The organism is Bacillus sp. OK048 (genome assembly GCF_900103525.1).
Taxonomy (GTDB): domain Bacteria; phylum Bacillota; class Bacilli; order Bacillales; family Cytobacillaceae; genus Neobacillus.
Map to the genome: position 1 here is coordinate 18,460 of NZ_FNHN01000003.1, position 24,171 is coordinate 42,630.

General features: G+C 39.4%; 24 protein-coding genes. 2 read left to right on the forward strand and 22 right to left on the reverse strand.

The features are described from left to right. Nucleotides 1-408: 408 nt before the first annotated feature. The 13 genes from BLR86_RS06405 to BLR86_RS06465 all read right to left on the reverse strand — a co-directional run bounded on the left by BLR86_RS06405 (nt 409) and on the right by BLR86_RS06465 (nt 13,597). A complete protein-coding gene (locus BLR86_RS06405; protein ID WP_090759498.1) occupies nt 409-1,857 on the reverse strand; it encodes an aldehyde dehydrogenase family protein in 1,449 nt (482 codons plus the stop codon). A 14-nt stretch (nt 1,858-1,871) separates the two neighbouring features. Beyond that, entirely contained in the window at nt 1,872-2,858 is a 987-nt protein-coding gene (locus BLR86_RS06410; protein WP_090759500.1) for an ornithine cyclodeaminase family protein, read from the reverse strand. A 48-nt stretch (nt 2,859-2,906) separates the two neighbouring features. After that, nucleotides 2,907-3,962: a dihydrodipicolinate synthase family protein gene (locus tag BLR86_RS06415; protein ID WP_090759502.1), complete on the reverse strand. Its 1,056-nt coding sequence runs from the start codon at nt 3,960-3,962 to the stop codon at nt 2,907-2,909. A gap of 195 nt (nt 3,963-4,157) precedes the next feature. Further along, nucleotides 4,158-5,399, reverse strand: a complete 1,242-nt coding sequence (locus tag BLR86_RS06420; protein WP_090759504.1) for an MFS transporter — start codon at nt 5,397-5,399, stop codon at nt 4,158-4,160. A 20-nt stretch (nt 5,400-5,419) separates the two neighbouring features. After that, complete coding sequence (locus BLR86_RS06425; RefSeq protein ID WP_090759506.1) at nt 5,420-6,319, reverse strand: VOC family protein; 900 nt, start codon at nt 6,317-6,319, stop codon at nt 5,420-5,422. Nucleotides 6,320-6,332: 13 nt separating this feature from the next. Beyond that, a complete protein-coding gene (locus BLR86_RS06430; RefSeq protein WP_090759508.1) occupies nt 6,333-7,325 on the reverse strand; it encodes a VOC family protein in 993 nt (330 codons plus the stop codon). A 62-nt stretch (nt 7,326-7,387) separates the two neighbouring features. Further along, entirely contained in the window at nt 7,388-7,924 is a 537-nt protein-coding gene (locus BLR86_RS06435) for an aromatic-ring-hydroxylating dioxygenase subunit beta (protein WP_090759510.1), read from the reverse strand. Nucleotides 7,925-7,953: 29 nt separating this feature from the next. Then, entirely contained in the window at nt 7,954-9,297 is a 1,344-nt protein-coding gene (locus BLR86_RS06440) for an aromatic ring-hydroxylating oxygenase subunit alpha (RefSeq protein ID WP_175492805.1), read from the reverse strand. An 85-nt stretch (nt 9,298-9,382) separates the two neighbouring features. Next, on the reverse strand, nt 9,383-10,198 hold the full coding sequence (gene hcaB, locus BLR86_RS06445) for a 3-(cis-5,6-dihydroxycyclohexa-1,3-dien-1-yl)propanoate dehydrogenase (protein WP_090759515.1): 816 nt from the start codon (nt 10,196-10,198) through the stop codon (nt 9,383-9,385). Between the two features lie 285 nt (nt 10,199-10,483). After that, complete coding sequence (locus BLR86_RS06450) at nt 10,484-11,377, reverse strand: LysR family transcriptional regulator (RefSeq protein ID WP_090759517.1); 894 nt, start codon at nt 11,375-11,377, stop codon at nt 10,484-10,486. Between the two features lie 78 nt (nt 11,378-11,455). Then, complete coding sequence (locus BLR86_RS06455; RefSeq protein WP_090759518.1) at nt 11,456-12,217, reverse strand: cyclase family protein; 762 nt, start codon at nt 12,215-12,217, stop codon at nt 11,456-11,458. A 50-nt stretch (nt 12,218-12,267) separates the two neighbouring features. Further along, nucleotides 12,268-13,143 carry a beta-keto acid cleavage family enzyme gene (locus tag BLR86_RS06460; protein WP_090759520.1) on the reverse strand — a complete coding sequence of 292 codons (876 nt, stop codon included), beginning with the start codon at nt 13,141-13,143 and terminating at the stop codon, nt 12,268-12,270. 43 nt (nt 13,144-13,186) lie between these two features. After that, complete coding sequence (locus tag BLR86_RS06465) at nt 13,187-13,597, reverse strand: acyl-CoA thioesterase (protein WP_090759522.1); 411 nt, start codon at nt 13,595-13,597, stop codon at nt 13,187-13,189. 164 nt (nt 13,598-13,761) lie between these two features. Here BLR86_RS06465 and BLR86_RS06470 point away from each other — a divergent pair, with 164 nt between their 5' ends. Next, entirely contained in the window at nt 13,762-14,667 is a 906-nt protein-coding gene (locus BLR86_RS06470) for a LysR family transcriptional regulator (RefSeq protein WP_090759524.1), read from the forward strand. 64 nt (nt 14,668-14,731) lie between these two features. On the opposite strand, the gene BLR86_RS06475 is transcribed toward BLR86_RS06470, so the two are convergent. The 9 genes from BLR86_RS06475 to BLR86_RS06515 form a co-directional block, all read right to left on the reverse strand. Continuing rightward, nucleotides 14,732-15,661 carry an AEC family transporter gene (locus BLR86_RS06475; protein ID WP_090760332.1) on the reverse strand — a complete coding sequence of 310 codons (930 nt, stop codon included), beginning with the start codon at nt 15,659-15,661 and terminating at the stop codon, nt 14,732-14,734. Between the two features lie 28 nt (nt 15,662-15,689). Then, entirely contained in the window at nt 15,690-16,355 is a 666-nt protein-coding gene (locus BLR86_RS06480) for an MBL fold metallo-hydrolase (RefSeq protein ID WP_090759526.1), read from the reverse strand. Nucleotides 16,356-16,376: 21 nt separating this feature from the next. Beyond that, nucleotides 16,377-16,859: a flavin reductase family protein gene (locus BLR86_RS06485; protein ID WP_090759529.1), complete on the reverse strand. Its 483-nt coding sequence runs from the start codon at nt 16,857-16,859 to the stop codon at nt 16,377-16,379. Between the two features lie 40 nt (nt 16,860-16,899). Further along, nucleotides 16,900-17,775: a sulfite exporter TauE/SafE family protein gene (locus BLR86_RS06490; protein WP_090759531.1), complete on the reverse strand. Its 876-nt coding sequence runs from the start codon at nt 17,773-17,775 to the stop codon at nt 16,900-16,902. A gap of 72 nt (nt 17,776-17,847) precedes the next feature. After that, nucleotides 17,848-18,519 (reverse strand): RraA family protein, encoded by a 672-nt coding sequence (locus BLR86_RS06495; protein WP_090759533.1) that lies wholly within the window; start codon nt 18,517-18,519, stop codon nt 17,848-17,850. Nucleotides 18,520-18,539: 20 nt separating this feature from the next. Further along, nucleotides 18,540-19,658, reverse strand: a complete 1,119-nt coding sequence (locus tag BLR86_RS06500) for a cupin domain-containing protein (protein WP_090759535.1) — start codon at nt 19,656-19,658, stop codon at nt 18,540-18,542. A 19-nt stretch (nt 19,659-19,677) separates the two neighbouring features. Beyond that, nucleotides 19,678-20,616 carry a fumarylacetoacetate hydrolase family protein gene (locus tag BLR86_RS06505; protein WP_090759537.1) on the reverse strand — a complete coding sequence of 313 codons (939 nt, stop codon included), beginning with the start codon at nt 20,614-20,616 and terminating at the stop codon, nt 19,678-19,680. 21 nt (nt 20,617-20,637) lie between these two features. Beyond that, complete coding sequence (locus BLR86_RS06510) at nt 20,638-21,834, reverse strand: acyl-CoA dehydrogenase family protein (RefSeq protein ID WP_090759539.1); 1,197 nt, start codon at nt 21,832-21,834, stop codon at nt 20,638-20,640. A 25-nt stretch (nt 21,835-21,859) separates the two neighbouring features. Then, on the reverse strand, nt 21,860-23,056 hold the full coding sequence (locus BLR86_RS06515) for an acyl-CoA dehydrogenase family protein (protein ID WP_175492806.1): 1,197 nt from the start codon (nt 23,054-23,056) through the stop codon (nt 21,860-21,862). 196 nt (nt 23,057-23,252) lie between these two features. Here BLR86_RS06515 and BLR86_RS06520 point away from each other — a divergent pair, with 196 nt between their 5' ends. Beyond that, nucleotides 23,253-24,152 (forward strand): LysR family transcriptional regulator, encoded by a 900-nt coding sequence (locus BLR86_RS06520; protein ID WP_175492807.1) that lies wholly within the window; start codon nt 23,253-23,255, stop codon nt 24,150-24,152. The last annotated feature ends 19 nt before the right edge of the window (nt 24,153-24,171 follow it).

Genomic DNA, 24,171 nt, shown 5'->3' on the forward strand with positions numbered 1-24,171 from the left:
ATGAAGGTAAAATATAATGGTTTAAACAGACCAGTCAGTTCGTTAATTCCGCATTTCCTTCAAACAGACCGGTTGGTTTAGCACGAACAAACTTTTAAAACTTTCCTAATTGTAATCGCTTCCTTCATTAATAAATCAATGATGTAAACGCTTATCCCTTAGCAAGATATTATAATATTGTTATACCAAAGTCAAAACATTTTTTCTATTTTTCAAAATTAATTGAATATTATATTACTAATATACTATTTACATTTCCATAACCTATGAAATTTTCAGCATCACCGTATGAAACCAGTAAATTATTACTATTTCTTGAATAATTTAATCGTTTTACAACCAACAAAAAAAGTTGGTCCCTGTTATTTTCAGGGATCCAACTACCATTCATAAATCTATCAAGTTGTGCTATTTTTGAAGATTGAAAACAACCATTCTAACTTCTGTCATTTCTTCTACCGCAAACTTTGGGCCTTCTCTGCCGGTACCACTTTTATCGATTCCACCGTATGGCATTATGTCTGCGCGGTATGCAGAGGTATCATTAATGATTACTCCCCCTGTTCTAATCGTTTTTGCTGCTTTCCATGCTAATTCGATATTGTTTGTGAATACACCCGCTTGTAAACCGTATTCAGAGTCGTTTACGTATTCAATGGCTTCATCAAACGTTTTATAAGGAATAATCGATGCAAGTGGACCAAATACTTCCTCACATACAACCTTCATTTTAGAGTTTACATTTTTAAGGATCGTTGGGTACATCATAGCTCCCTCTCGATTTCCACCGACTACGACCTCTGCACCCTCTTGAACTGCTTCCCGTACCCACTCTTCAACCCTTTCAGCCTCTTTCAAGCTAATCATCGGCCCTACATCCGTAGCTTCCTCTAATGGGTTTCCCACTACGAGAAGATTTGTGGCTTCGATCATTTTTTGGGTGAAATATTCTAAGATATTTTCCTGAACGTAAATACGTTGAACAGATACACAAAATTGACCTGCAGAACCAAAAGCTCTTTTAGCCAATAAATCCGCAGCTAAATCAATGTCAGCATCGTCATGAACAATATTTCCTGAATTATTTCCAAGTTCTAATGTCACTCGGTTAAACCCGCTATTTTTCTTAATTCGCAAGCCAACAGATGGGCTTCCAGTGAAAGTAACCATTTTTTTACCAGGATGTGCAACTAAATAATCTCCTACCGTACGGCCTGAACCAACAACTAAATTTATATACCCCTTAGGCAATCCTGCTTCTTCTAACAATTTACATAAGTAAATGGCAGACAGCGGTGTCATTGATGCAGGTTTAAGTACGACTGCACAACCTGCAGCTATGGCAGGTGCTACTTTATGAACAACTAGATTTATTGGGAAGTTAAATGGTGTAACGGCTGCAATGACACCAACAGGTACGCGAATATACAAGCCCATTCGATTTTCTGAACCTGGTACAGCATCAAGAGGAACCGTTTCACCGTGAATTCTTTTTGCCTCTTCTGCAGCAGTCGTGATGACAGCAACACCACGATTTACTTCAGCTAGCGCATCCTTTAAAGGCTTTCCGCCTTCCCTTGCGATTAATTTAGCAATCTCATCCGCATTTATCTTAACGAGTTCCGCAGTTCGTCTCAGGATTTCAAATCTTTCATGGGCAGCTAAAGGACGATTATTCATTGCATCATTGGCAGCTTGAATGGCTGCATCTATATCTTGTTCCCCGGCAACAGCAACTTCACCGATTACCTCGTCGGAAAACTTGTCGTATACCTTCATCGTTTCATTGGACTCCAGCCATTCCCCGTTAATATAAAGTCCAGTACCATGTTGAGTTACCGAAAACACATCACTCATTTTTCCTCACCCTCCTAATTAAACAGTTTTGCTTCCAAAAACTCACCGACATCTGTTCCTACCTTTAGCTTTTTGGCTTCTTCATAAACAGCCCGTGCTGCCATAATATCCTGAACTGCCGTTCCAACCGATTTGAAAAGAGTTATTTGTTCGTCATTGGTTCGAACTTGACGGCCTGCTACCAATTCTTTCAGTTCGACTACTTTAGAACGATCATATTGTCCACTTTTAATCGCCTGTAACACATCACCAGATTCATTTTCAAGATGGACCGTATCAATGACAATGCCATCTGCCTTCTCAAATGTGTCTGTATCAATTTCTCTCATAATAGGCATGGTTGAGCCAATCGAGTTCACATGCATGCTGTTACTCATCCATTTACCTTCAAAAGCAACACCGTTTCCTTTTGTGGACGTATTGGTACATACATTCACAATGTCTGCACCTTCTACTGCCATTAACGGTGAAGCAACGGCTTCTACTTGTATTCCCAGCTTTGCGCTCATTTCCGCTGCAAAAAGTTCCCTGCGTTGAGGATTCGGACTAAATACTCTTACGTATTCAATCTCTCTTACCGCACAGACTGCCTCTAGATTCGTACGAGCTTCTAGCCCTGAACCAATCACGCCAACAGTCCTGGCATTTTCTCTAGCCAAATATTTGGTTGCTAATCCGGTCGTTGCACCTGTTCGAACTGCTGTTAAATAGGAGGAATCCATCATGGCTTCCAAATTGTTATCATTTTGATCAATGATTCCGATTAAATATCGAACCTGATCTTTACTCTTAAAAAAAGCTTTAAATCCCATATAACCACTATCATTCATAACTGCAGGCATTAATCGAAAAAAACCTTGGTTATTCGTGGACATATTCATTCGTGGTGGCATGATCACGCCACCGTTATATTCCTCTACAAGTCCCTTTTCAATTTGCTCAATAATTGTACGCATGTTAATGGCCTGCTCAACATCTTTTAAATTTAAAATTAATGTCATCGTTATCACCCTTACTTGATAATTTGATCGATTAGTAGAAGCCGCATATTAACTTTGCTTCAGCAAATCGCTTTCACTTTTCACGTTTACTTCTGGATTTCGACCGATGAAGAATTGACTATCATCATCGTTCGTAACATCAATTCCCGATTTTATGAGAGCTTGACGGATAGCACTCATCTGAGTCTGGTTTATTTTCATAGTTGGTTGACGTAATGGTCCGCCATTAAAGCCTGTAAGCCAAGATGCATATTTCCATAGCATCCGGTTCACTAAACCTGCGCCATCCGTTGATGCCATAAATCTTCCGATCGTCGATCTAGCAGGGGTTAATTTCCAATATTGTTCATATACTTCTTCAAATCTTCCTTCTTTCATTAAATTAAATAATTTTGGTAAAACATCTCCGTACATTTCATAGTTACTCGTACCCATCCATTGAATAGGAACTAAGTTACCAAGTGCAAATGCATCTTTTTCTAATGGAGTTGTCACAATTACATCATCATTAAAAAGTTGATAACATTGAGTGAAGCCGGCAATTAATGGCATTCCTCCCTCTGCTTTAATCGCCACGATGTTTGGAACGTCATCAAGGAGTTGTCTAATAATTTTCGGATCAATAGCTGCCGGATGAAGACGTTCAAAGTTCCAGAGCGGAACAGGGAAAAGAATTACACCCAAGTTTGTCGCCTCACAGAATACTTTCGTATATTCATAGATTTCTTGACTATCTTTCGGATAAAAATTCGCTGGGTATGATAGCAGAACTAGCTGGGCTCCAGCTTTTTCAGCCGCTTGAACAGCTACAATATTCTCTTCTAAAGTATGAAAACTTGCATGATGAATGATGGTCAGTTTCCCTTGTGCCTCATCTACAGCGATTTTTGTAAATTGGATATACTCATCTAGGGTAGTAGCCGTTTCTGCTACTAGTAATGTACCAGTAAACCCCAACTCAATTGATCTTTTTACATCATGCCTGATGCCGGTTTCGTTTAATCCTTTCAAATCTTGTGTAAATGATGGGATCACAACGTTGGCAAGTCCATGTAAATTTTCTTTCGCCCATTTTCTAGATTCTTGTCTTGAATACATTGCCATTTTATTTTTCTCTCCTTCAAAAAGTTGTAGAAACGCTTTAATAACTGTAGGTTACTAGATTACGATAATAATTTGAAATATCTAAAAATTATATTGGTAATAAGAATTTCTTATTACCAATATAAAAGCCTCCCTGACGAGAGACTTTACATTAAAGAGGCAACCTTATTTAGAAAAACTTCAAACGAAAATGACTTATACAACAATGTCGATTTCTTTGTTCACCCTAACCTTAACTGGGGCTGTTTCTTGGAAAAATAGCGAGAATATAAAACAAAATAACGCTGCTGCAGAGCTAATCAATAGTGGAGCTGAAAGACCAAAAGCATCAGCTGCAATGCCGCTAAGGATTGGGTTTAGTACGCCTCCAAAGAGCTCACCGATACCAATTGTCAATCCTACTGTTACTCCAGCATACTTTAATGGGACCGATTCTGTTGGTATGACAGACATCAATAATGCTCCTACACCCATACCAGATGAGAACAGGAAAACCAAGGCAACGATTAACCCCACGGAATCTAAGTACACGACAGCAAGCGGAGTAAAGATGGAAAGAATGCCGAATATAAGTGATGTTGGCTTTCGGCCAATACGATCGGAAATGGCTGGAACTAACACTCCAAAGATAGCGAATCCTGCTCCAAACGCTGCCATTACGATACTCATTGTGCCTGTTGTAAATTGTTTAGAATTAACAAGATAGACTGGACCAAATATTTGGAAAGCCATTACATAAATCATAAAAAAACTAAACGTTACGATGGATAGCCAGATATTCCGGTGTTTCATTACTTCTCTAAAGCTTACTTTTTCACTTGAAGCAGTAGATGATTTGGCAGAAACAGCTTCTTTTTGCGGATTTCTTAGGGTCTTCATGATGAAAAATGTTAAAATAAGGCCTGGGATGATTGTCAAATAAAAAGATGTCCGCCAATCAAATGCATTGGCTATGCCGACAAGGATTAGTGGCGCCAGAAAACTTCCGAAAATCGCGTTCCCTGTATTCATTGTGAATCCCACGTTGAAGCCGCGACGCTTCTCTGAAGATTCCACTGCCAACATTCCTTGAGTAATCGGTGTAACAGGGCCCTCAAGTACCCCCATAATCAAGCGCAAAATAAACAGCATGGCGAAAGAACCAGCTAATCCTTGCAATAGAGACACTAAAGAAAAGGCAAAGATGAAAAAAGCCAAGACTAATTTTTGGTTTTTAACCCTGTCTGACAGATATCCTCCCAATGGCCCGGAGATTGCCCACGTGATCGCTAGCGCCGAGCCAAGTAACCCGATTTGGGTATTAGTAAGCGCAAAATCCTTCTGTATAAATGGAACAAGATAATTAAGTGCTAATCGATCAAAGAATACAAACCCAATTGAAAAGAAAAAGATTGTTACTAATTTATTCTCATAATTCCAAAACCCACGTTTTTCCATCTACTAATCACCCTTCCTTATCACGATCCATTTTTAAAAGAAGCTGGCATCTGTACACCCCATGAACTCATTGATTTGGTGATATCATTCCAAATCAAGGTTTCTGCTTGATCATCGACAACGCGTGGCATTTCGGCACTCAATTCATAACGATTTCCACACGCCCAATAATATGCGTATAGATTTGCTCCGAGTGCATGCCTTCCCACTCCAAATTCTAGTTTTAAATCATGCAGTGCAAGCATATCCAATGCTCTTTTCATATGGTCGATATTTTCAAAAAGGAAGGCAATATGATCTAACGATTCTGTCGGACCACCTACCCCACCCATGAAAGCTAATTCGTGGTGGTATTCCTGTACCCGAGACCAAACAGCGCCATAAACGCCCGGAGCTGGCATGAAGATATCAGACATTTTAAAATCCAAAGCGCTTTCTAAAAACTGCGCCAATATTTTTGGATTGGCTACCTTTAGACCTAAATGATCGAGGTCATGAGGACCTGCTCCTTTTAAAGTTCTATTTGGACTAAAGGCTGGATTGAAATAGGCCGGACGATCCTCTACCGTTATCAATTCCATGCGAATCGGAATATTCGTAGCAGGCAAATCAAAAGCGATGCATTTTTTTTCACTTGGCTCCGCATCGGTACGCTCTTCTACTTTAATTCCATAGTCTTCAACCCGTTTTTTATAAAATTTTAAATCATCATCATTTTTTACTTGAAATGCAAAATGAGCAATTCCCGCTCCACCTGGTGTTAATGCTAAATCGTAGTTATTATCAAACCCGCAACCAAGATAGAATGTTTCGCCAATTCTGCCCATTTCTTTTAGACCAAACACATTGACATTATAATCAATTGCCTTTTCAATATCGGGTACCCTGAGCTCAGCGTGAGCTAATTTTTCGATTGCCATTTTTATTTCTCCTTTACGATTTGAACATTTCCAATAGTTCGATGACTACTGAATATTCAGAGGTTGTATCCATATAGGCATATTTGCCTGAACCATCATAGAAAAGTCCTTCTTGAATAGTGGGAAAACCAAGCTTATTCAACAAATCTCGTTTCTCATCGAGACTTTCAACAAAGAAGGCAATATGGTGCAGCCCTTCTCCATGCCTTTCCAAGTGTTCAAGCCATGTACTTGGGGAATCTTGATCTGGTTGAACTAATTCAACTTGAATAAGCGGCGTTTGGATAAAAGTAAAGTGGCTTCTACCTGCAGTAGGCTTTCCTTTGTAGGTCGCCACTTTGTTAACAGCCTCAAAGCCTGAATGAAAAATGGTCGATGGCTCGACGCCAAGCATATTACACCAAGCCTTTTGTGCCTCTTTCACATCTTTCACAACAAATGCCATTTGAACAATTTTGCTTGTTCCAAGTAACGGTTTTCCTTCAAATTGTCTGTCACCTGTTAGTGGTGACAGTGATCCATCTGGCTTTGGTCCTTCATGCTCTAACAGTTCAATTAACGTTTTGTACTTCTCGCGTGTTTCTAGGAAGGCATATCGCCCTTTATCAGGATAAAACTCACCTGATTGAGCGACGATATACTTTTCCTCCATTGTTTCTAATGTTTCTGAGATTTTATCAACATCAAAGGCAAAATGATTATAGCCTTGCCCATCCTTTTCTAGACACTCGTGCATTAGATTTGGGACGGAATCAGGCTCAACAAGCTCAATTTGGACACCTGGTGTTTCAAAAAATACCAATTTGTTTCTTGCCGGGGAAGGCTCCCCATAATATTTAACCTGTGAAAATTCCTGTGGGCCAGTTACAAACGGTTGTGGAACCACAGTACCTAGTAACTTTGCCCATGATTTAGAAGATGCTTCAATATCCTTGACAACAAAGCAAATTTGATTGATCTCATTTGTTCCTACTAAAGTTTTTCTTACTAAAGGTTGTTGACTCATTAAAAACACTCCCTATCAATACAGCGATTACCTAACAGCCTTATATTCATAGATTCTAAAATTTATAGGAAAAGCTGCAGATTTTTCATTCCAATGATCGTTGAATCTGCTAATATTTCCCGCTTCACCAATTTCAGCCCATCTTCTGTTTTTTCGATAATATCGCACCGTTCAGCTGAAAGGAGCTGATATTCTACAGCTTCAAGTCGGTTCCGCGTCATCAGGATATAACTCTTTACATCAAAGCGGTTATCATCCAATCTTGAAACACGAACATTTGTAATGAATCGGCGTGCTCTTGAGGCTGGGTCTTCTGCCCATGCATAGTCTGTTTCCATACGTCTAACACGTAGGATCATTGATTTATAGTTTTCATTAAAATGAAACATCTCTTTTGAAAAATGCGTTTTAATAAAGTTCTCACGAGTTGACCGAACTGGCATGGTATAATGTAAATCTTCACTTAACAGTGTTGTCCATTCCCTAAATTGATTGCCATCTAACAAAGCTGCCTCTGTTAATAAAAAACCGTAGATTTCTAAATAGATAGGATCATTAAAATTAATAAACATACTGCTCGCTTTTACTTGACCGCTCATTTATACCCCTCCTCCTGCAAATCGGTATTTTAAGATTCCTTTGACATCAATTGCGCCCAGTAGCCGAAGAAATTGCGTGAATTTTGCTCCGTATAGGTGGTTTGAGCAATTTTTTTCCCTGGTCCTGGCCAATTCCCTGGTTCATGTTCTGCATCCAATCCCATAATATAATGGAGTTTTAACTCTTTTTTCGCGGTTACCCCTTTTGTAACCCTGGCAATACCACTCCATACTTCCGCATCATCCGCTTCAAACATTCCACTCGCACCAAAATTACGAATATAATTGTCTCTGCTAGCATCTTTAAACTCTTGAGGAGCTTCTTTTTCAACAAGGAACCAGCTGAGAAGTTCAATTTCATTTGGTCCTTTTGGCTGCCATACCCGCATGGACATAAATGGAATCGGGTATTCGTTTTCTTCCAAGCCAGGAAGCTGCATAACATTTAGCAAAGAAAAATTGGGGAATACATTTCCCGGAACAAAATTCGATCTTCTTAATGCCTCCAATTGTGGTTCTGTCAGCTTGGCGTGTGCTGCTTCGACAATTTCCTGTGGTAAAGCTAAATACTCAGGTAATGTAAAATTAGGAGGAGAACCAATAACCCCAATTCCATGACCATTTTCCATTGCAACCTGCACACCAAAACTCGCAAACATAGGATTCGGTGGCAACTGACCTAACTCCACTCCAGAGTAATGTGTCATGACAGTGTGATAGGAATCTGAAGCAAAATTGTCAGCAGCAGATTTCCAGTTTGCTTTAATGATCCAGCGTGCCGGTTCTCCAATGACTTCCATCCCTAGTGGTGTACGATTAAAATACAAATCAATATACCATTTCATATCGCCGAGATATTCATCTAATGATGGAGCATCTTGGTTAAAAGTGGCGAAAATCAGGCCTGCGTATCTTTCTACGCGGGCGTTAACCAATTTAAATTGATTTCTGTCAAAAGCGCCTTTATACGCTTCCTTTGCTGCAGGCGCTCCCATTACGGCCCCATCAGCCTTGTAGGTCCAGCCATGGTAGATGCAACGGAACGACTTTGTATTCCCACTATCCGTTCGGCAAAGGTGCATCCCTTTATGCATACAAACATTTAATAGTACATTGATTTTATTCTCATCTTCACGAACCACAATGACTGGATCATTGGCAACAAATCGTGTAACATAGTCACCTACGTTCGGGATTTCCGTTTCATGGGCGACAAAATTCCAGACCTTCGAAAATATTTTTTCCTGTTCAAGATCATAAATTTCTTGGTCTGAAAAGATTCTTGGTGAGATTATACCTTTTTCAGCATCCACTAAATCACTAATTTTTGTGCCGTCACTGAGCTGTGTTTCTTTGAGAGCCTTATTGATCACTAAAAACAACTCCTTTTTAAATTTTTTATGAAAAGATTTGAATCCAAAATTATGAAGAACCTTGCTCGAAATCGCTTTCATTTTTTTAAAGATGCTCTCCCCCGGCAGCAGAGTGTAATCCCCGAACGCCTAACCCGCCATCGCTGTTGATGATAACACCTGTCATCGCCATTGAATCCTTGTTAGATGCCAGCAAGACATATGCACTTGTATGTTGTTTAGGTGAAGGTACGACATGTAATGGATTCGTTGTCTTCATTAGATCCTCGATATTATCTACTTTTGATTGCGTTTGGCTTTCTTGACCTAATGCAGCCGGCCCTCTTAAATCCGTAAGCGTACCGCCAGGAGCAACCCCATTAACACGAATTTTTGGTGATAGTTCATATGCTAATTCTCGGATCAGCCCTACTACAGCATGTTTGGATGCCGTGTAAAGCGGGCCACCGCCTGCAGGATAAAATCCTGCATTCGATACAGTAAAAATGATATTTCCTTGTGTTTTAAGTAATTCAGGAAGTACGGCTTTCGCACCGTAAAGAGGGCCTTTTACATTAACGCCAAAAAGCTCATCAAATGATTTATCAAGCTTTTCCTTAGGCAAATCTAGTAATGTCACAAAGTAATCAAAGATGCCTGCGTTGCCGATAAATGTATCAATCTTACCAAACACTCGGACCGTTTCTGCTACTGCTCTTTCATTATCTTCTATTCGTGTTACATCCCCTTGTACCACCACTACATGATCCCCAAACTGTTCTTGCAAATCTTTTACTTTTTCATGCGAACGTTCTAATACACCGATACGGGCACCCTCTTCAATAAACCTCTCAATCAGTGCTCGACCGATCCCAGAGCCTCCGCCAGTGATTAATGCAACTTTCCCCTCTAACCATCCCATTCATCTTCAGTCCCCTTATGAAAGGTCATCGCTAAAGGAAACGCTTCCAACGGGTCCTTTAGCACACCCTTTTTTAAAAAAGATAAGTATTTGTTTTTGAACTTAGATTACTGTCTAGCGCTTCTCTTATACCAACCAGTCTGTTTAACTCTATCAAATATACACTACTTTTCAAGAATTTTCTGTTAATTATTTTTAAAAATAAACCATCTTTACTAGGTATATAGTACTCTACATTTACAATATTTTGAAATATCAATAATTTATTTCCGTTATAAGCTACACTTATTGCCGACAATCCATCAATTCCAGTTCTTTCAAAAACAATGGAATAGATGGATTAAGATTTGTTTTTTTCCAAGCAACCACAATATCCACAGTGTGATTCCATTCTTCAATCTCCATATATTTAAGAGAAGGGTTTGCGTATACTTCCAGGTGCTTTGGTAAAACTGCTATGCCTAATCCTGCCTCAACGATCATTAATACGGTTTCAATTCGTGTGTTTTCGATCGCTATATTCGGTAAAAATCCGTGATTTGCAAAGAGCCTAAATAAATGGTCATATCCTTGAGGAGTTTCTTTTCTCTCAAGCATAACAAATGGTTCATCCACAAGATCAAAGATAGAAATACGATCTTTGCTGGCAAGAGGATGTTCCTGATACATAAACACAACATAAGGCTGCGAAAATAATGTTTTGAATTCCCATTCGGTATTATCCTGTGGAATGAAAGACATCGTAAAGGCAATATCGTCTTCGGCGTTTCTTAATCTTTCAACAATTTGTCCCGTTTGATAATGATTAAGATTTATTTGAATCTCAGGGTACTTCCGTCTAAACTCCTTAACTAAATCAGGAAGGAATTTTTTTACCGGAGCATTTAAAAAACCAATGCTTATTTGCCCAACTTCACCAATAGCAGCCTTTCTTGCTTTTTTAATCGCTGCTTCTGATTTATTTAACATTTCCAAAGCATCGTTTAAAAAAACTCTGCCTGCGTGGGTCAATTGGACCGAATGTTTATCCCGAATAAACAGTTTAAAACCGATTTCTTTTTCTAAACTAGCAATTTGCTGGCTTACCGCTGGCTGCGCTACAAACAGCTTTTTGGCTGCTTCTGTGAAATTTAAATGTTCCGCAACAGCAATGAAATAACGTAATTGACGAATTTCCATAAAATCCTCCTCGTAAAATAACAGTTTACTAGCATATTATTTATGAAAATTCCCAGTTATATTAATTCCTCAAAACCTTTATTCAACAATTGCTACTGCTCGAACGGAACCAGCTGTACCGCCTTTGACTTTTATCGGAAATGCACTAAATATAAAGCCATGTTTTACCGGTACCTTATCAAGGTTTGCTAGTTTCTCAATGTGATAGTACTCTTTTTTACGTCCGATAAAATGAGCAGGAAACAAAGCACTCTTATTTCCAGCCTTTACGTCTGCCACCATCGCACCAAAAGGTCGATCAAAGGTATACGTGTCAATACCCATGAGCTTAACCCCCTGATCAATCAGCCATTCCGTAGCTTCACCAGTCATACCTGGCTGATCCCTAAGGTAACTTTCCGTATAGATGTGCTTATCGAATCCGGTCATAATCAATACAATGTCCCTCGGCTTAATGATATAATCCATATCTGCCAGTGCTTTCTGAACATCTTCCACAGTGATACCGCTTCGGGGTTCTTTATGGCGCATATCCAAAATCACCCCATTGCCATAGAATTCCTCAAGGGGGAGTTCATCAATCGTACGAGAGGGTTTTCCCTCCGTAACCGGGCCAAAGTGAATCGGAGCGTCACAGTGTGTACCAATATGGGTAAAAACTTGAGCGCTGACATTCTCAACTGCAAGCGCCAGACCGTCTTGAAAATCACTAGGATGTATATCAAGCTTGTCAGCCAGCTTCACTGCCTCTTCAGCACTATTTGAAAACTCAACCTTAGGTGGCCATGGTTCGGCGAAAGAATTACTTTCCCAATAAACGCTCAAATCGTATAACTTCATTTAAAATTCCCTCCTTTCGATTTGCCATTTATAAGATTCTTGTAAACTTCTTAAATACTTTTTGAAGCTTCAACCTTCTTAATTCCTAACATTTCCCTTGCTTCATCAGGAGACGCAATCTCGTAGCCTAAATCCGTTGCGATGCCAACGATTCTCTCAACAAGCTGGGCATTGCTTGTCGCTAGCTCACCTTTTCTAAAATTAATGTTATCTTCAAATCCAACACGGACATTCCCGCCAAGCAGTAGAGATGCAATGGTCGCTTGATGCTGCTGTGCTGCAATGCCCATTGCTCCAAAGAACACACCAGAAGGTAATTTCCGAACCATGTGGGTTAAGTTTTCCATACTAAATTGAATGGAACCCTGATTTATTTTCTGCATTCCAAAAACAAAGTTAAAAGAAGCCGGACCATCGATGATTCCCATCGGCATAAAGATGTTTACCACATCCTCAAGCTGTGCATGGTTAAAGATTTCTAATTCCGGTTTAATATTGCGTTCCTTCATGATTTTTGCCGCATTTATCAACCAATCACGATCCCACAAAGTAGGTTTTATAAATTTCCCCGTGTATGCCTGCATCAATCCACAATCAAGTGAAGCCATTTCCGGATAGGCATCTAATACCTGTAATCCATCATCAATATGGCTTTCTGGAACCATTGCTGGTGCTGTACTAAACTGTGTAATAATATTACTTTTAGCCGTGACTTCAGCCTTAATTTCTTTAAAAACATTCACATCATTGGTTGGTCTCCCATTTATATCCCGGGCATGGATATGGGCAATCGCTGCTCCAGCATTTAAACAGCGGTAAACATCCTCCGCAATTTCCTTTGGCTGCTCTGGAAGCGCAGGGTTGGCTTCCTTCCCATGAAAGTTACTAGTTGGTGCAACGGTTACAATTATTTTCCTTTTAGCCATAATGAATTCCTCCTGTATATAGAATTGTAAGTATTAAAACCATCTAAACTGAAACCGGGTCATGATGTTTAAGTAATTCCGATCTTATAAAATCCGGTATAGGGACAGATTTTCCTGTGGAACGGTCAATGAATACGTTGGTAATGCCACCCTTAGCCACGAGAATATTTTCTTTGTAAAAGCTAAATGAAAACGTGTAGGACGACTTACCAATTTTAGAAATCGATGCTTGCACTTCCAACTCGTCATCGTATTCTATATTTCCTAGATAACTACATTCCACATGGACACGCGGCATATCCAAACCTAGTTGAAAAATCTTTTTATATGAGTATCCAATCCGTCTAAAAAAATCATGATCCATGATTTCAAAATAACGAAATATTGAACTGTAATGGATACGCTGTGACAGATCTGTATCTACAAATTGAATGCGAATGTTTTTTGTAATCATTCGTGATTGCCCTCCCCTCTAGTAATCTTCTTTCCTAAACTACTTATATACATTATGTGATACTATTTAGTAAACATAAAGTTCAGAATATTTACAATTGCGTAAGAAAAACTTACAATAAAAATAGAATATCTACTAGAATAATGAAATGAGTTGTTTGATAAATGAATACAGAACATCTGCGATATATAATTGAAGTATCTGAACAGGGAACGATTGCAAAGGCAGCGGAAAACCTACATGTATCTCATTCTGCTATTAGTCAAGCCATTGGCAACATGGAATCTGAACTGGGTGCTAAGATCTTTAATCGTTCGCGAGCTGGAAGCCAATGTACGATGGAAGGAAAAGCCGTGATTAAATTATCCCTTGAGATTATGAATAAATTGGCGGAAATGAAGACCATTGGACAAGAAGCAACACTTCTAAAAGGCGATCTCAAAATTGCAGCCTCGGCCATTTACTTTTCAACCTTTCTTCCTGAACTTCTTTATTCATTTAGAAAGAATTTTCCTTATGTACAAATTGAAATGCATGAAAATGATACCCATAATATTATTGAAACTGTAAAGAGTAATCTATTTGATATTGGACTTGTATTAGGGACTGACGAAACATTGAAGATGGAAGATCCGAGAATAACGTATGAAGTACTTTTGCAGTCTAGTTTAGTGGTTTGCGTTAGTAAATATTCTCCTCTTGCTTACAACACGTCAGTAGGTCCTGAGGAACTAATACGTCAACCGTTAGTAAGACGAAATGAAAAATTTGCCGATCGTTTTTGGAATAAGTTATTTTTAGATTACGGAGAAGGAAACGTGGTTTTTTATTCGAATAATCATGACGTCATTAAAAATCTAATCGCGAATAACATTGCGACGGGTATCTATTCTGAATTTTGGATTAGGAATGACCCATTAGTGTTAAACGGAGACATTGTCACGATTCCATATGTTGATCATGACAAAGAGTATAGTAAATCCTATTTAATTAGCGTACTGCCAAAAACCAACCACTTGCCTAAAGTAACGAGAGAATTTCTACAAGAAATAAAAAATAAGTTAAAGTAGAACTTATCCGTATCGATGACAAAAGCCAATTTCCCACATGGAAACTGGCTTTTGTCATCTTTCATCATCCTCTTCCTGAAATCGTAATTAAGATTGGCAAAACAATAAAGGAAGCCAATGTCGTCCAAAGTATACATTTAGAAACAATTTTAGGTGATGCATCGAATTTTTCTGCCAGTACAACAGCATTAACCGCAACTGGCATCGAAGCCAAAATGAAAAGAACCAAAAATTGCGTTCCCTTGATGTCTAAAAAACCTAAAATAAAGTACGCTATCAGCGGCGCAATCAACAGCCGCATGCTTAATCCGCTCCAAAAAGCTTTTAATTGATTTCGAGCCAACCCTACTTTCTGCACACTTGCCATTTGAGCGCCCAAGATACAAAGCACTAAAGGGGAATATGCTCCTGACAGTAGTGATATCCCCTTATCTATTCCCGTCGGAACCTGAAAATCAAACATTTGCACCAAAAAGGCTGCAATTGCTGCATAAATCGCTGGGAGCCTAAATACGGACTTGATGGCTTGTTTAATCGAGAAGTGAGACCGTGCAGCAAAATAAACACCCATTATATTCACAATGATCATTTGAATAATTACATAAACTGAAGCGTAGTCCATCCCAGACTGTCCCAAGGCTAACAGCACTAGCGGGAAACCATAGTTGACACTATTGGTAAAGGAGGAAATTAATGTAAGTCCAGCTAAATCAGCGGATGACATTTTTAACAGACGGCCCCAGACATTGGCTGCCATCCATAGAAACAAAAGATTAATGATACAAAAAGCCAATGTCAGCACCGTATCGTCGGTTGCAACGTGTGATTTCGTTAAGACATCAAAAATAAGAGCAGGACTTAAAATATATAAGGCTAGTGATATAAATGGTTTGGTATCCAGTTTTTGATATTTTTGGAGTAACCAGCCAGCAATAACTGGGATGGATAACGGTATAAAAACCTGGTAGAGTGTAGTGAGAACCGCCTGAATCATCATCCCATATTCCTCATTTCTAAAGTGCCTATTTCCCTTCAACTAACGCTGAGATAGTTTCCTTAACATGATCTTTACAAATTCCACCATGAAAACAAATGACCTTATCAATGTCATAATCTAAGAACCTACTAATCGATTGTTTGGCTTGTTCCATATCTAGAGTGTAAATTGGATTAGGATCGTGTAATTGACCTTGATCAGCAGTGAGGGCATCTCCTGTAATCAAGGTTTTCGTAGCATGATGATACAAGCTGATATGGTCTGGCGTATGTCCCGGTGTGAAAATGACAGATATTCCACCGCAAAACGGCAATATCTGACCGTCTGTAAGGGTATGATCTACCTGAATTCCTGGCACAGTAACACCCGTTTTGATTAATTTTATTTCACCTTGAATATATGGCTTGGTATGCTCATGGGCAAATACTTCAATTTTATGATTAGAACCGTTAATGATCTCAAATAAACTGCCAAGATGATCATAATCTTGGTGAGTAATAATTATCTTGGTTAATCTACCCTTAGACAGCTTTGCCACGTTGTCGCTGATTGCTTTCAACCGCCCAGGATAACCCGTATCAATTAGAATGACATCCGTAACATCCCAAATCACCGTAGGACGAAAAATCATTTCATGATTGTTTACGACCGAACGTAATTCAATAATCCCTATTCCTTCAGCTACTTGCATTCGATTACCCCTTTCAGCCACCTACACTGTAACAGGCAGGTCTTCTTTTAATGAACGGTAGCGGCCGCTGTAAAAAACAAGTGGTTCTGCATCTTCAAGATGAATATCAGTTACTTTTCCAATAAATAGTGTATGATCACCTTCAACATGCTCAGCTGAAACCTCACAAGCAATCTGTGCAATTGCACCTGGAATGACTGGTTTGCCATCAAGACGGTCAAAGATTACTTCCTTATGTTCCTTTAATTGTCCGGCAAAAATCATCGAAAGCTCTTGTTGATTAGCTGCCAAAATATTCACTGTAAAGATGTTGCTTTCTTTAATTTTCGGTAGAATCTTCGCTTTATCCCCAATTGATATCACAACAAGCTTTGGAGTCAGTGACACGGACATAAACCCATTTGCAGTCATACCATGAACCTCTTCGCCTGCCACTTCAGTTGCGATTACAGTTACACCAGTTGCAAATTTACCCATTGCGTTTCTAAATTGACGATCATCCATACTAAAATTCCTCCAATTAATGATTTATTCTTCTTTTTATTTAGCCTTCAATATTTTGTTGATTATTTTTCTGGACATTCGCATTTCTGTTCCTTAGAAGCATGACAAGCAATCCTGCTAGCAGACATACTCCACTTGCAAGCAAGATAAAATAAAATGTATCTTGAACAATTAATTTGATAGCTCCAATTGTACCTAGAGCGAGAATGATTGATTTGAACATTTGTTGTGGTATGAGTGGTAACACCTTAATACCGACAAAGGTTCCGATTAAAACGGCGGGAATCACCATGAGATTGATTAAGATTGAACCCGAAGTAATCATCCCCAATTGAATATAAAAAGGTATCTTAATTATGTTTACAAATAGGAAAAACCAAGCACCCGTTCCGACAAATTCATTCTTTGGTAACCGGCGCGATAACAAATAAACAGCCATCACTGCTCCCGCAACATTTCCAATCATGGTAGCGAAGCCTGCTAGAATCCCAATCATTCCAATAAACCAAATGGAATTTGGTAAAGACTGATCCATTCTAGAACTAAACAAATCTCGAATGATTTGAAATAGGTTAAGACCTATGATCAAAAATCCAAGTAAGATTTTGAGTTGTTCATTTTCGATATTCAACAATACAAAATATCCGATTACGATTCCAACCAATATCCATGGCACTAGGGAAAACAAATGCTTCCAGACTACTGTTCTTCGATAATACGTCACAGCAATGAGGTCACCCATTAATAGAATCGGCAGCAAGATTCCCACTGCTTCCTTCGCTGGAAAAATCAAACTCAACATCGTAACGGTAAATATTCCTAGTACAGATAGCCCCGTTGTTTTTCCAAAACCTGATAGTAATCCAGCTAGCAAGATGAATAGCAGGACGTAAAGATCCACTTCAAATATCGTCATCACCTACTCCAACAGCGCCATATTTACAAACAGCCCAGGAGAGTTTCCTGAGCTCTTGTAATAATTCTGCATCTAAATCGTAAATCCTTTATTTTTCAGCTCTTTATCTACCCAGGATCTATCGATAGTCCTGTTTTTAATTTGCTCGAGCACTTGAACTTCTTTTTCAACCAAATTACTCAATTTTGGTAATAGCCCTTCTGCCTCTTCATAGGGAACAATAACTACACCATCGTTATCTCCAACCACTATATCGCCAGGTCGGACGACGACACCCCCACAAGCGATAAGTACATTAATTTCTCCTGGTCCGTTTTTATAACAGCCACGATGGGTAACACCTTTCGCAAAAACGGGAATCTCGAGTGTTGGCAAAATATCGCTATCACGGATTGCACCATCGATTACAAGTCCGACTGCACCTCTCCTGATACAATTGCTTACCACAATTTCACCTACAGGCGCTTGTGTGGTATTTCCCCCCATATTCAAAACTAAAACGTCTCCCGGCTCCGCCATTTCAATGGCTTTTTGAAGCACCAAGTTATCTCCAGGGGGACAGTGTATGGTTAGTGCATGCCCTGCCATGCTTGGCTTAGCATGAAAAGGTCTTATCCTGCTGTCCATCGCAAACATTCTTTCCATCCCATCACTGATAATGGAGGTGGGAATTTGCGCATATGCGTTTACGATTTCTGGACTTACATAACGTTCTGAACGATTTATTCGATATCCAAGTTTCATGGAATGCCTCATTTCTTCATTCATACATTAACTTGGACAGGACTAAATTGCCCAACTTCCACTTGAAACCCTTCGTTTTCTGTATATTCCTCGACTCTTTGCAGTTCCATTCTTTCAAATATAGGAATATCATTTGTAGAAAACAGAATAGCCTCTTCAGTATCAGATGTATTTACGTGCTCATGTAAAGCCCATGTCGGAATGACTAGGTAGTCCCCTTTTTCCCAATCAAATCGTATTCCATCAATCAACGAATACCCTTTTCCTTCTTTAATATGGTACACCACGCTGTTGACATGGCGGTGTGCTTTCCCATGGAAGCCTACTGGCAGCTTTTGCAGCCATGCTCCAATGTTTTCATTCGCTGATTGTCCATTAGATGGATTAATGTATTCGACTACATACCCTTCGACGGAATCTGGATCGTAATGATCGCTTAAACCTTTGAGCGCGGCTAGTGTCGTATTGTATTTGTATGCTGGCAGTGGAGCCTGGCTTGGTGAATGATCAGCTAGTGGTCTAACCATACCTCCCTGGTATTTATTAATGCTTGGTTTTCTTGTTATTGGCTGCTTTTTTAGTGCATGTGGCTCAAAAAACGTACCGTGCAAATAGAATATTAGTGGCGTATCTAGACAATCCATCCACATCATCGGTTCCGTTCCTTCGTGCTCGTGCTCATGCCATAAACCCTTTGGTGTAATAACATAATCACCCTCGGACATGTACACTTTTTCCCCTTCAACTGCACTGTATGCACCCTCACCTTTTACAATATAGCGAAGTGCCGTCTGTGTATGGCGGTGAGGAGGTGCTTCCTCACCTGGCAGCAGGATCTGAACGCATACCGACAATGTTTGCGTTGTTGCTCCCCAGCCGTACGGCTCTAAATCTCTCATTCCTGGATTAATTAACATCAATACCCTGCGGTCGCCGCCATTGTTAAAATTAATTATTTCTGCCGCCTTATTCATATGGCGCTCAATTACTTCTCTTTTCCAAATATATGGGATAGGTTTCGACTTAGGCTGTCTGTGCATTACTTCAGGTGCTGCCATCCATAATGGTTCAAATGCATCTTTTGATACTTCTTGATGAAACGCATCCATTTCAGGAGTAACTTTAACTGGACCTGCCATTTCTCATCACCCTTTTCATTTATTCGTTAACAATCGGATTTTCTAATACGCCAAGACCTTCGATTTCTACGCGTACAATATCTCCATGCTTCATCCATGAAACAGGTTTTCTAGCCTGTCCTACTCCACCAGGCGTACCCGTACAAATAATATCTCCCACCTCTAGCGTCATAATATTAGATAAGAAATTTACTAGATATGGAATATTGAATACTAGGTTTTTAGTATTTGAACGTTGACGTTCTTCTCCATTAAGTGTAAGCACTAAATCACAGTTGTGTGGATTTGGTAAGCTTTCTTTTGTTACAAGGTGAGGTCCCAATGGTAGAGTAGTATCAAACGTTTTTCCTTGCAACCACTCTTTCGTACGCTTCTGGAAATCACGAATAGTAGCTTCATTGCCAATTGTATAACCTGCGACGAAATCCATGGCGTTCTCTTCAGGAATGTATTTACCTTTCTTCCCGATTACCACAACCAATTCTGCCTCATGATCAAGATCGTCAGAGACTTTCGGTTTTAAAATTGGATCTCCATTAGCAATAATCGTATTATTATATTTTGCGAATACAACTGGAATGGTTGGAATTTCTCTTCCCATTTCCTCAATATGTTCCCGATAGTTAAGTCCCACACAAATGATTTTTTCAGGCTTTTGAATCGGTGACTCCAACTTTACTTGGCGTCCTTTGTAGTACAGCTTTCTATTTACTTCATCGGAAAATTCATTGTTTTGAACGAATTTGATACTTTCCTTTGCAAGATTCTGGCTATCCTCTCCGCCTTGTAAAAAACCAATCATATTAGGCGGAATGTAAGCTTCTGCAATTTGCTTTGCCCGGGCTTGACCCTTATTTTCAAATAAGAGTTCGCACGCCTTATTTAAATCGATATAGCTATCGTTAACCACTGTAGCAATCCTTTGTTCACCTTCCACACTTACTGTTGCTAAACGCATAGTAAAACCTCCAGATTAATTTTATAAAATTAATATACTTTTTGGATCAAGCGTAATTCCTAACTCCATTTTCCCAAACATTTCTCCCAACATATCCATGTTAAATGCGTAATGCATCGAGGAGCCTTGAACATCCCGCCAATAACGCTGTAAAGGGTTTGCTTCATAGATAATGCCTGCACCACTATAATCAACCATCAGTTTGACTGCCTGGTTGCACATTTTTGCAATAAATCCGTAATTTCGACGAAGGCGTAATTTTTCATGGGTATCAATTGGTTCCCCCGTACCAAGCCTTGTTATCGTCTTTTCTAACAATGCTTCAGCAGCAGCTAACATAGCAGAAACTTCTGCCACGCGAATTTGTTGATGGGTATAATCGGCTACTTTAGCATTTTTTGCGCTTACTTTATTTTTCATTGTATCTCGCCATAGCTCATAAGCACCCTGGCTCGCGCCTAGCAATGCCGATGATAAGCTGACTGGCATCGCTGCAAATAAAGGGTGACTATATAGTAGACTTTTATTTGTTTTTCTTCCAGGACCCTCACCCTTTTGACACCAGGCGATCATATCAAGAACGCGATGTTTGGGAACGTATACATTTTTTAGTGTAATATTATTGCTGCCAGTACCCCTTGTTGCAACAGTTTTCCATGTTTTTTGAATTTCAAAATCTTCTTTGGGTACCATCAACATCAATATCTCATTGGGTATTCCATCAGCTGGATCTACATCAACAAATCCCATTACCATGACCCATTCCCCGTGATCGATACCGGATGAATAACCCCATTCACCGTTCAACTGATATCCACCTTCTACGGAAATCACTTTGTTCATTGGGAAGGGATTAAAAGAAGAAGCAATACTCGCATCGGGATTTTTCTCCCAAACCTCACGCTGCACCTCCTCCAGAAAGTAGCCAAGCATCCATGAATGGATGAGCAGCAACGTGTAACACCAGCCCGCCGAAGGATCGGCTTTCGCTATTTCCATGGTCGTTTTAGACAGGGTATGAAAACCTAGTTCATGTCCACCCCACTGTTTTGGTGTCATGACACGGACTAACCCGGATTCGATAAAGTCCTGAATCGTTTCTTCGGGCTGCCGAGAAAGTTCCTCCGTCAATTTAAAGCGCGGTTTAATCTTACTTGCCAAATTTCTAGCCTGTTCGATTGCCTCTTCATTCGATAATTGCTCAGTGACTTGGTTCAAATAAATACCCCCTTACTGTTAATTATTATGATATTAATGAATCTTTTGGACTAAGTGGCAAGCCTAACTCCACCTTCCCAAACATCTCGCCTAGCCAATCCATGTTAAAAGTAATATGCATAGATGATGCCTGTACATCTCTCCAATAACGATTGACTGGGTTCCCTTCATAGACAATGCCAGCACCGCTATGATCTACAATCGTTTTGACTGCTTGGTTGCACATTTTTGCCACATAGCCGTAATTTCTACGAATACGCAATTTTTCATAATTATCAATTGATTCCCCCGTACTAAGTCTTGATACCGTTTTTTCTAACAGTGCTTCAGCAGCTGCTAATAAACCAGAAACTTCTGTTAACCGAATTTGTTGATGGGTAAAATCGGCCACCTTTGTATTTCTGGCACTAACTTTATTTTTCAAGCCATCTCTCCAAAGTTCGTAAGCACCGATACTAGCACCTAGCAATGCAGATGTTAAACAGACTGGCATCGCTGCATATAATGGGTGGCTATATAGAAGACTTGTATTTTCCACTCTTCCTGGGCCTTCCCCTCTTTGGCACCAAGCAGCCAAATCAATGGTTCGATGTTTGGGAACGTATACATTTTTAAGTAAAATATTATTGCTGCCGGTTCCCCTTTGAGCAATCGTTTTCCATGTATGTTGAATTTCAAAATCTTCTTTTGATACCAGCATCAACAGAACTTCTCTGGCTAACCCGGTTTCTTGATTAACATCAATATTTCCTTGAATCATCACAAAATCACTATGATCAATCCCAGATGAAAAACCCCATGTACCGTTAATTTGATATCCATCTGCTACGGAAAGAATTTCGTTCTTGGGAAACGAAGCAAAAGAAGTAGCAATCGTCGCATCTAGATTTTTCTCCCAAACCTCTCGCTGTGCCTCCTCCGGAAAGTAGGCAAGCATCCATGAATGGACGACCAGTAACGTGTAGCACCATCCCGCCGATGGATCGGCTTTCGCTATTTCTATTCCCGTTCTAAATAATGTATCAAATCCCAACTCATGTCCGCCCCAACGTTTCGGAATCATTGCACGGATGAGTCCAGCACCGATATAGTCGGAAATCGTTTCTTGTGGCTGACAACAATTTTCCTCTGTTAATTTAAACCGTAGTTTAATCTGGTTTGCTATTTTTTGAGCACGTTCGACAGCTTCTTCATGAGTTATTTGTTGCAATATTTGGTTCAAATAAATACCTCCTTGTTTAGTTAATTGGACGCTTCCGATATGATCATCCGTTAGTACTATCATATAAAAACGTCTAAATTTTTGGAAATATCAGAAAACCGTCTCCGTAATAAGGTTTTTCTTATAACGTTTGTTCATTTTAGAGTTTCCTTTTATAATAGATTCATAACTTTTTATAGGATTGGTGGGAATGTTCATGGACCTTCGTCCATTACGGTACTTCATTGTAGTTGCTGAACATTTAAATTTCACTGAAGCTTCGAGGCAGCTTTATGTAGCACAACCTGCTGTGAGTCAACAGATTGCCTATTTAGAAAAAAAAATAGGTGTAAAACTATTCAATCGAACGAAACATTCCGTGCAATTGACAGAAGCTGGTACTGTTTTTTTGAAGGATGCTAAGGAAGTCTTAAGGAAGCTTGATGAGTCTATTGAAAATGCCCATCATGCTGAGGAAGGGTTAATTGGTACGATTAATATTGGCTTATTGAGCGTACCTGTGAGGGATTTTTTACCTCTTTTGATTCGAAAATTCAGACGCAAATATCCAAAGGTGACGATTAGGTTGAACTATTATCATGTTGGAAAAATCATTGAAAAATTAAAAGACGACCAACTAGATATCGCTTTTACCCTTTCACTTGGACTGCAAAGTATTGGTGGACTGGAATATAAAACGTTATGGACACAGCCCCATTGTATCATCATGCATCAAGACCACCCATTTGCTAATAGAAAGAGTATCAATATCGCAGAATTGGCAAAGGATTCTTTTGTCATGCTGGAAAGAGAAGTATCACCTCCAGGTTTTGACCTATTACTGGCTGCCTGTAACAATCATGGTTTTTCTCCAAACTTAGTAAATACGGCTTCACATATTGAAGCGGTGTTAATGATGGTCGATGCTGGAATAGGCATAACCATTCTTCCGAAATATTTTCAGTCATCCGCATCTCCTACTCTTCGTTTTATCAACATCGAAGGGGATGATCATAAAGTGGATATTCTTGCCTCTTGGAAGAAAATTAATAAGAATCCATCTTTAGCCTTATTTATTGAGGAACTAGAGTTACTGCTTTCTACTAAAATACCATAAAAAAGGAAGGTAGCTGCGA

Excerpts from the sequence above, each read along its gene's own strand:
- BLR86_RS06405 (WP_090759498.1), bottom strand. The coding sequence starts at position 1,857 with ATGAGTGATGTGTTTTCGGTAACTCAACATGGTACTGGACTTTATATT.
- BLR86_RS06410 (WP_090759500.1), bottom strand. The coding sequence starts at position 2,858 with ATGACATTAATTTTAAATTTAAAAGATGTTGAGCAGGCCATTAACATG.
- BLR86_RS06415 (WP_090759502.1), bottom strand. The coding sequence starts at position 3,962 with ATGGCAATGTATTCAAGACAAGAATCTAGAAAATGGGCGAAAGAAAAT.
- BLR86_RS06420 (WP_090759504.1), bottom strand. The coding sequence starts at position 5,399 with ATGGAAAAACGTGGGTTTTGGAATTATGAGAATAAATTAGTAACAATC.
- BLR86_RS06425 (WP_090759506.1), bottom strand. The coding sequence starts at position 6,319 with ATGGCAATCGAAAAATTAGCTCACGCTGAGCTCAGGGTACCCGATATT.
- BLR86_RS06430 (WP_090759508.1), bottom strand. The coding sequence starts at position 7,325 with ATGAGTCAACAACCTTTAGTAAGAAAAACTTTAGTAGGAACAAATGAG.
- BLR86_RS06435 (WP_090759510.1), bottom strand. The coding sequence starts at position 7,924 with ATGAGCGGTCAAGTAAAAGCGAGCAGTATGTTTATTAATTTTAATGAT.
- hcaB (WP_090759515.1), bottom strand. The coding sequence starts at position 10,198 with ATGGGATGGTTAGAGGGGAAAGTTGCATTAATCACTGGCGGAGGCTCT.
- BLR86_RS06450 (WP_090759517.1), bottom strand. The coding sequence starts at position 11,377 with ATGGAAATTCGTCAATTACGTTATTTCATTGCTGTTGCGGAACATTTA.
- BLR86_RS06455 (WP_090759518.1), bottom strand. The coding sequence starts at position 12,217 with ATGAAGTTATACGATTTGAGCGTTTATTGGGAAAGTAATTCTTTCGCC.
- BLR86_RS06460 (WP_090759520.1), bottom strand. The coding sequence starts at position 13,143 with ATGGCTAAAAGGAAAATAATTGTAACCGTTGCACCAACTAGTAACTTT.
- BLR86_RS06465 (WP_090759522.1), bottom strand. The coding sequence starts at position 13,597 with ATGATTACAAAAAACATTCGCATTCAATTTGTAGATACAGATCTGTCA.
- BLR86_RS06470 (WP_090759524.1), top strand. The coding sequence starts at position 13,762 with ATGAATACAGAACATCTGCGATATATAATTGAAGTATCTGAACAGGGA.
- BLR86_RS06475 (WP_090760332.1), bottom strand. The coding sequence starts at position 15,661 with ATGATTCAGGCGGTTCTCACTACACTCTACCAGGTTTTTATACCGTTA.
- BLR86_RS06480 (WP_090759526.1), bottom strand. The coding sequence starts at position 16,355 with ATGCAAGTAGCTGAAGGAATAGGGATTATTGAATTACGTTCGGTCGTA.
- BLR86_RS06485 (WP_090759529.1), bottom strand. The coding sequence starts at position 16,859 with ATGGATGATCGTCAATTTAGAAACGCAATGGGTAAATTTGCAACTGGT.
- BLR86_RS06490 (WP_090759531.1), bottom strand. The coding sequence starts at position 17,775 with ATGACGATATTTGAAGTGGATCTTTACGTCCTGCTATTCATCTTGCTA.
- BLR86_RS06495 (WP_090759533.1), bottom strand. The coding sequence starts at position 18,519 with ATGAAACTTGGATATCGAATAAATCGTTCAGAACGTTATGTAAGTCCA.
- BLR86_RS06500 (WP_090759535.1), bottom strand. The coding sequence starts at position 19,658 with ATGGCAGGTCCAGTTAAAGTTACTCCTGAAATGGATGCGTTTCATCAA.
- BLR86_RS06505 (WP_090759537.1), bottom strand. The coding sequence starts at position 20,616 with ATGCGTTTAGCAACAGTAAGTGTGGAAGGTGAACAAAGGATTGCTACA.
- BLR86_RS06520 (WP_175492807.1), top strand. The coding sequence starts at position 23,253 with ATGGACCTTCGTCCATTACGGTACTTCATTGTAGTTGCTGAACATTTA.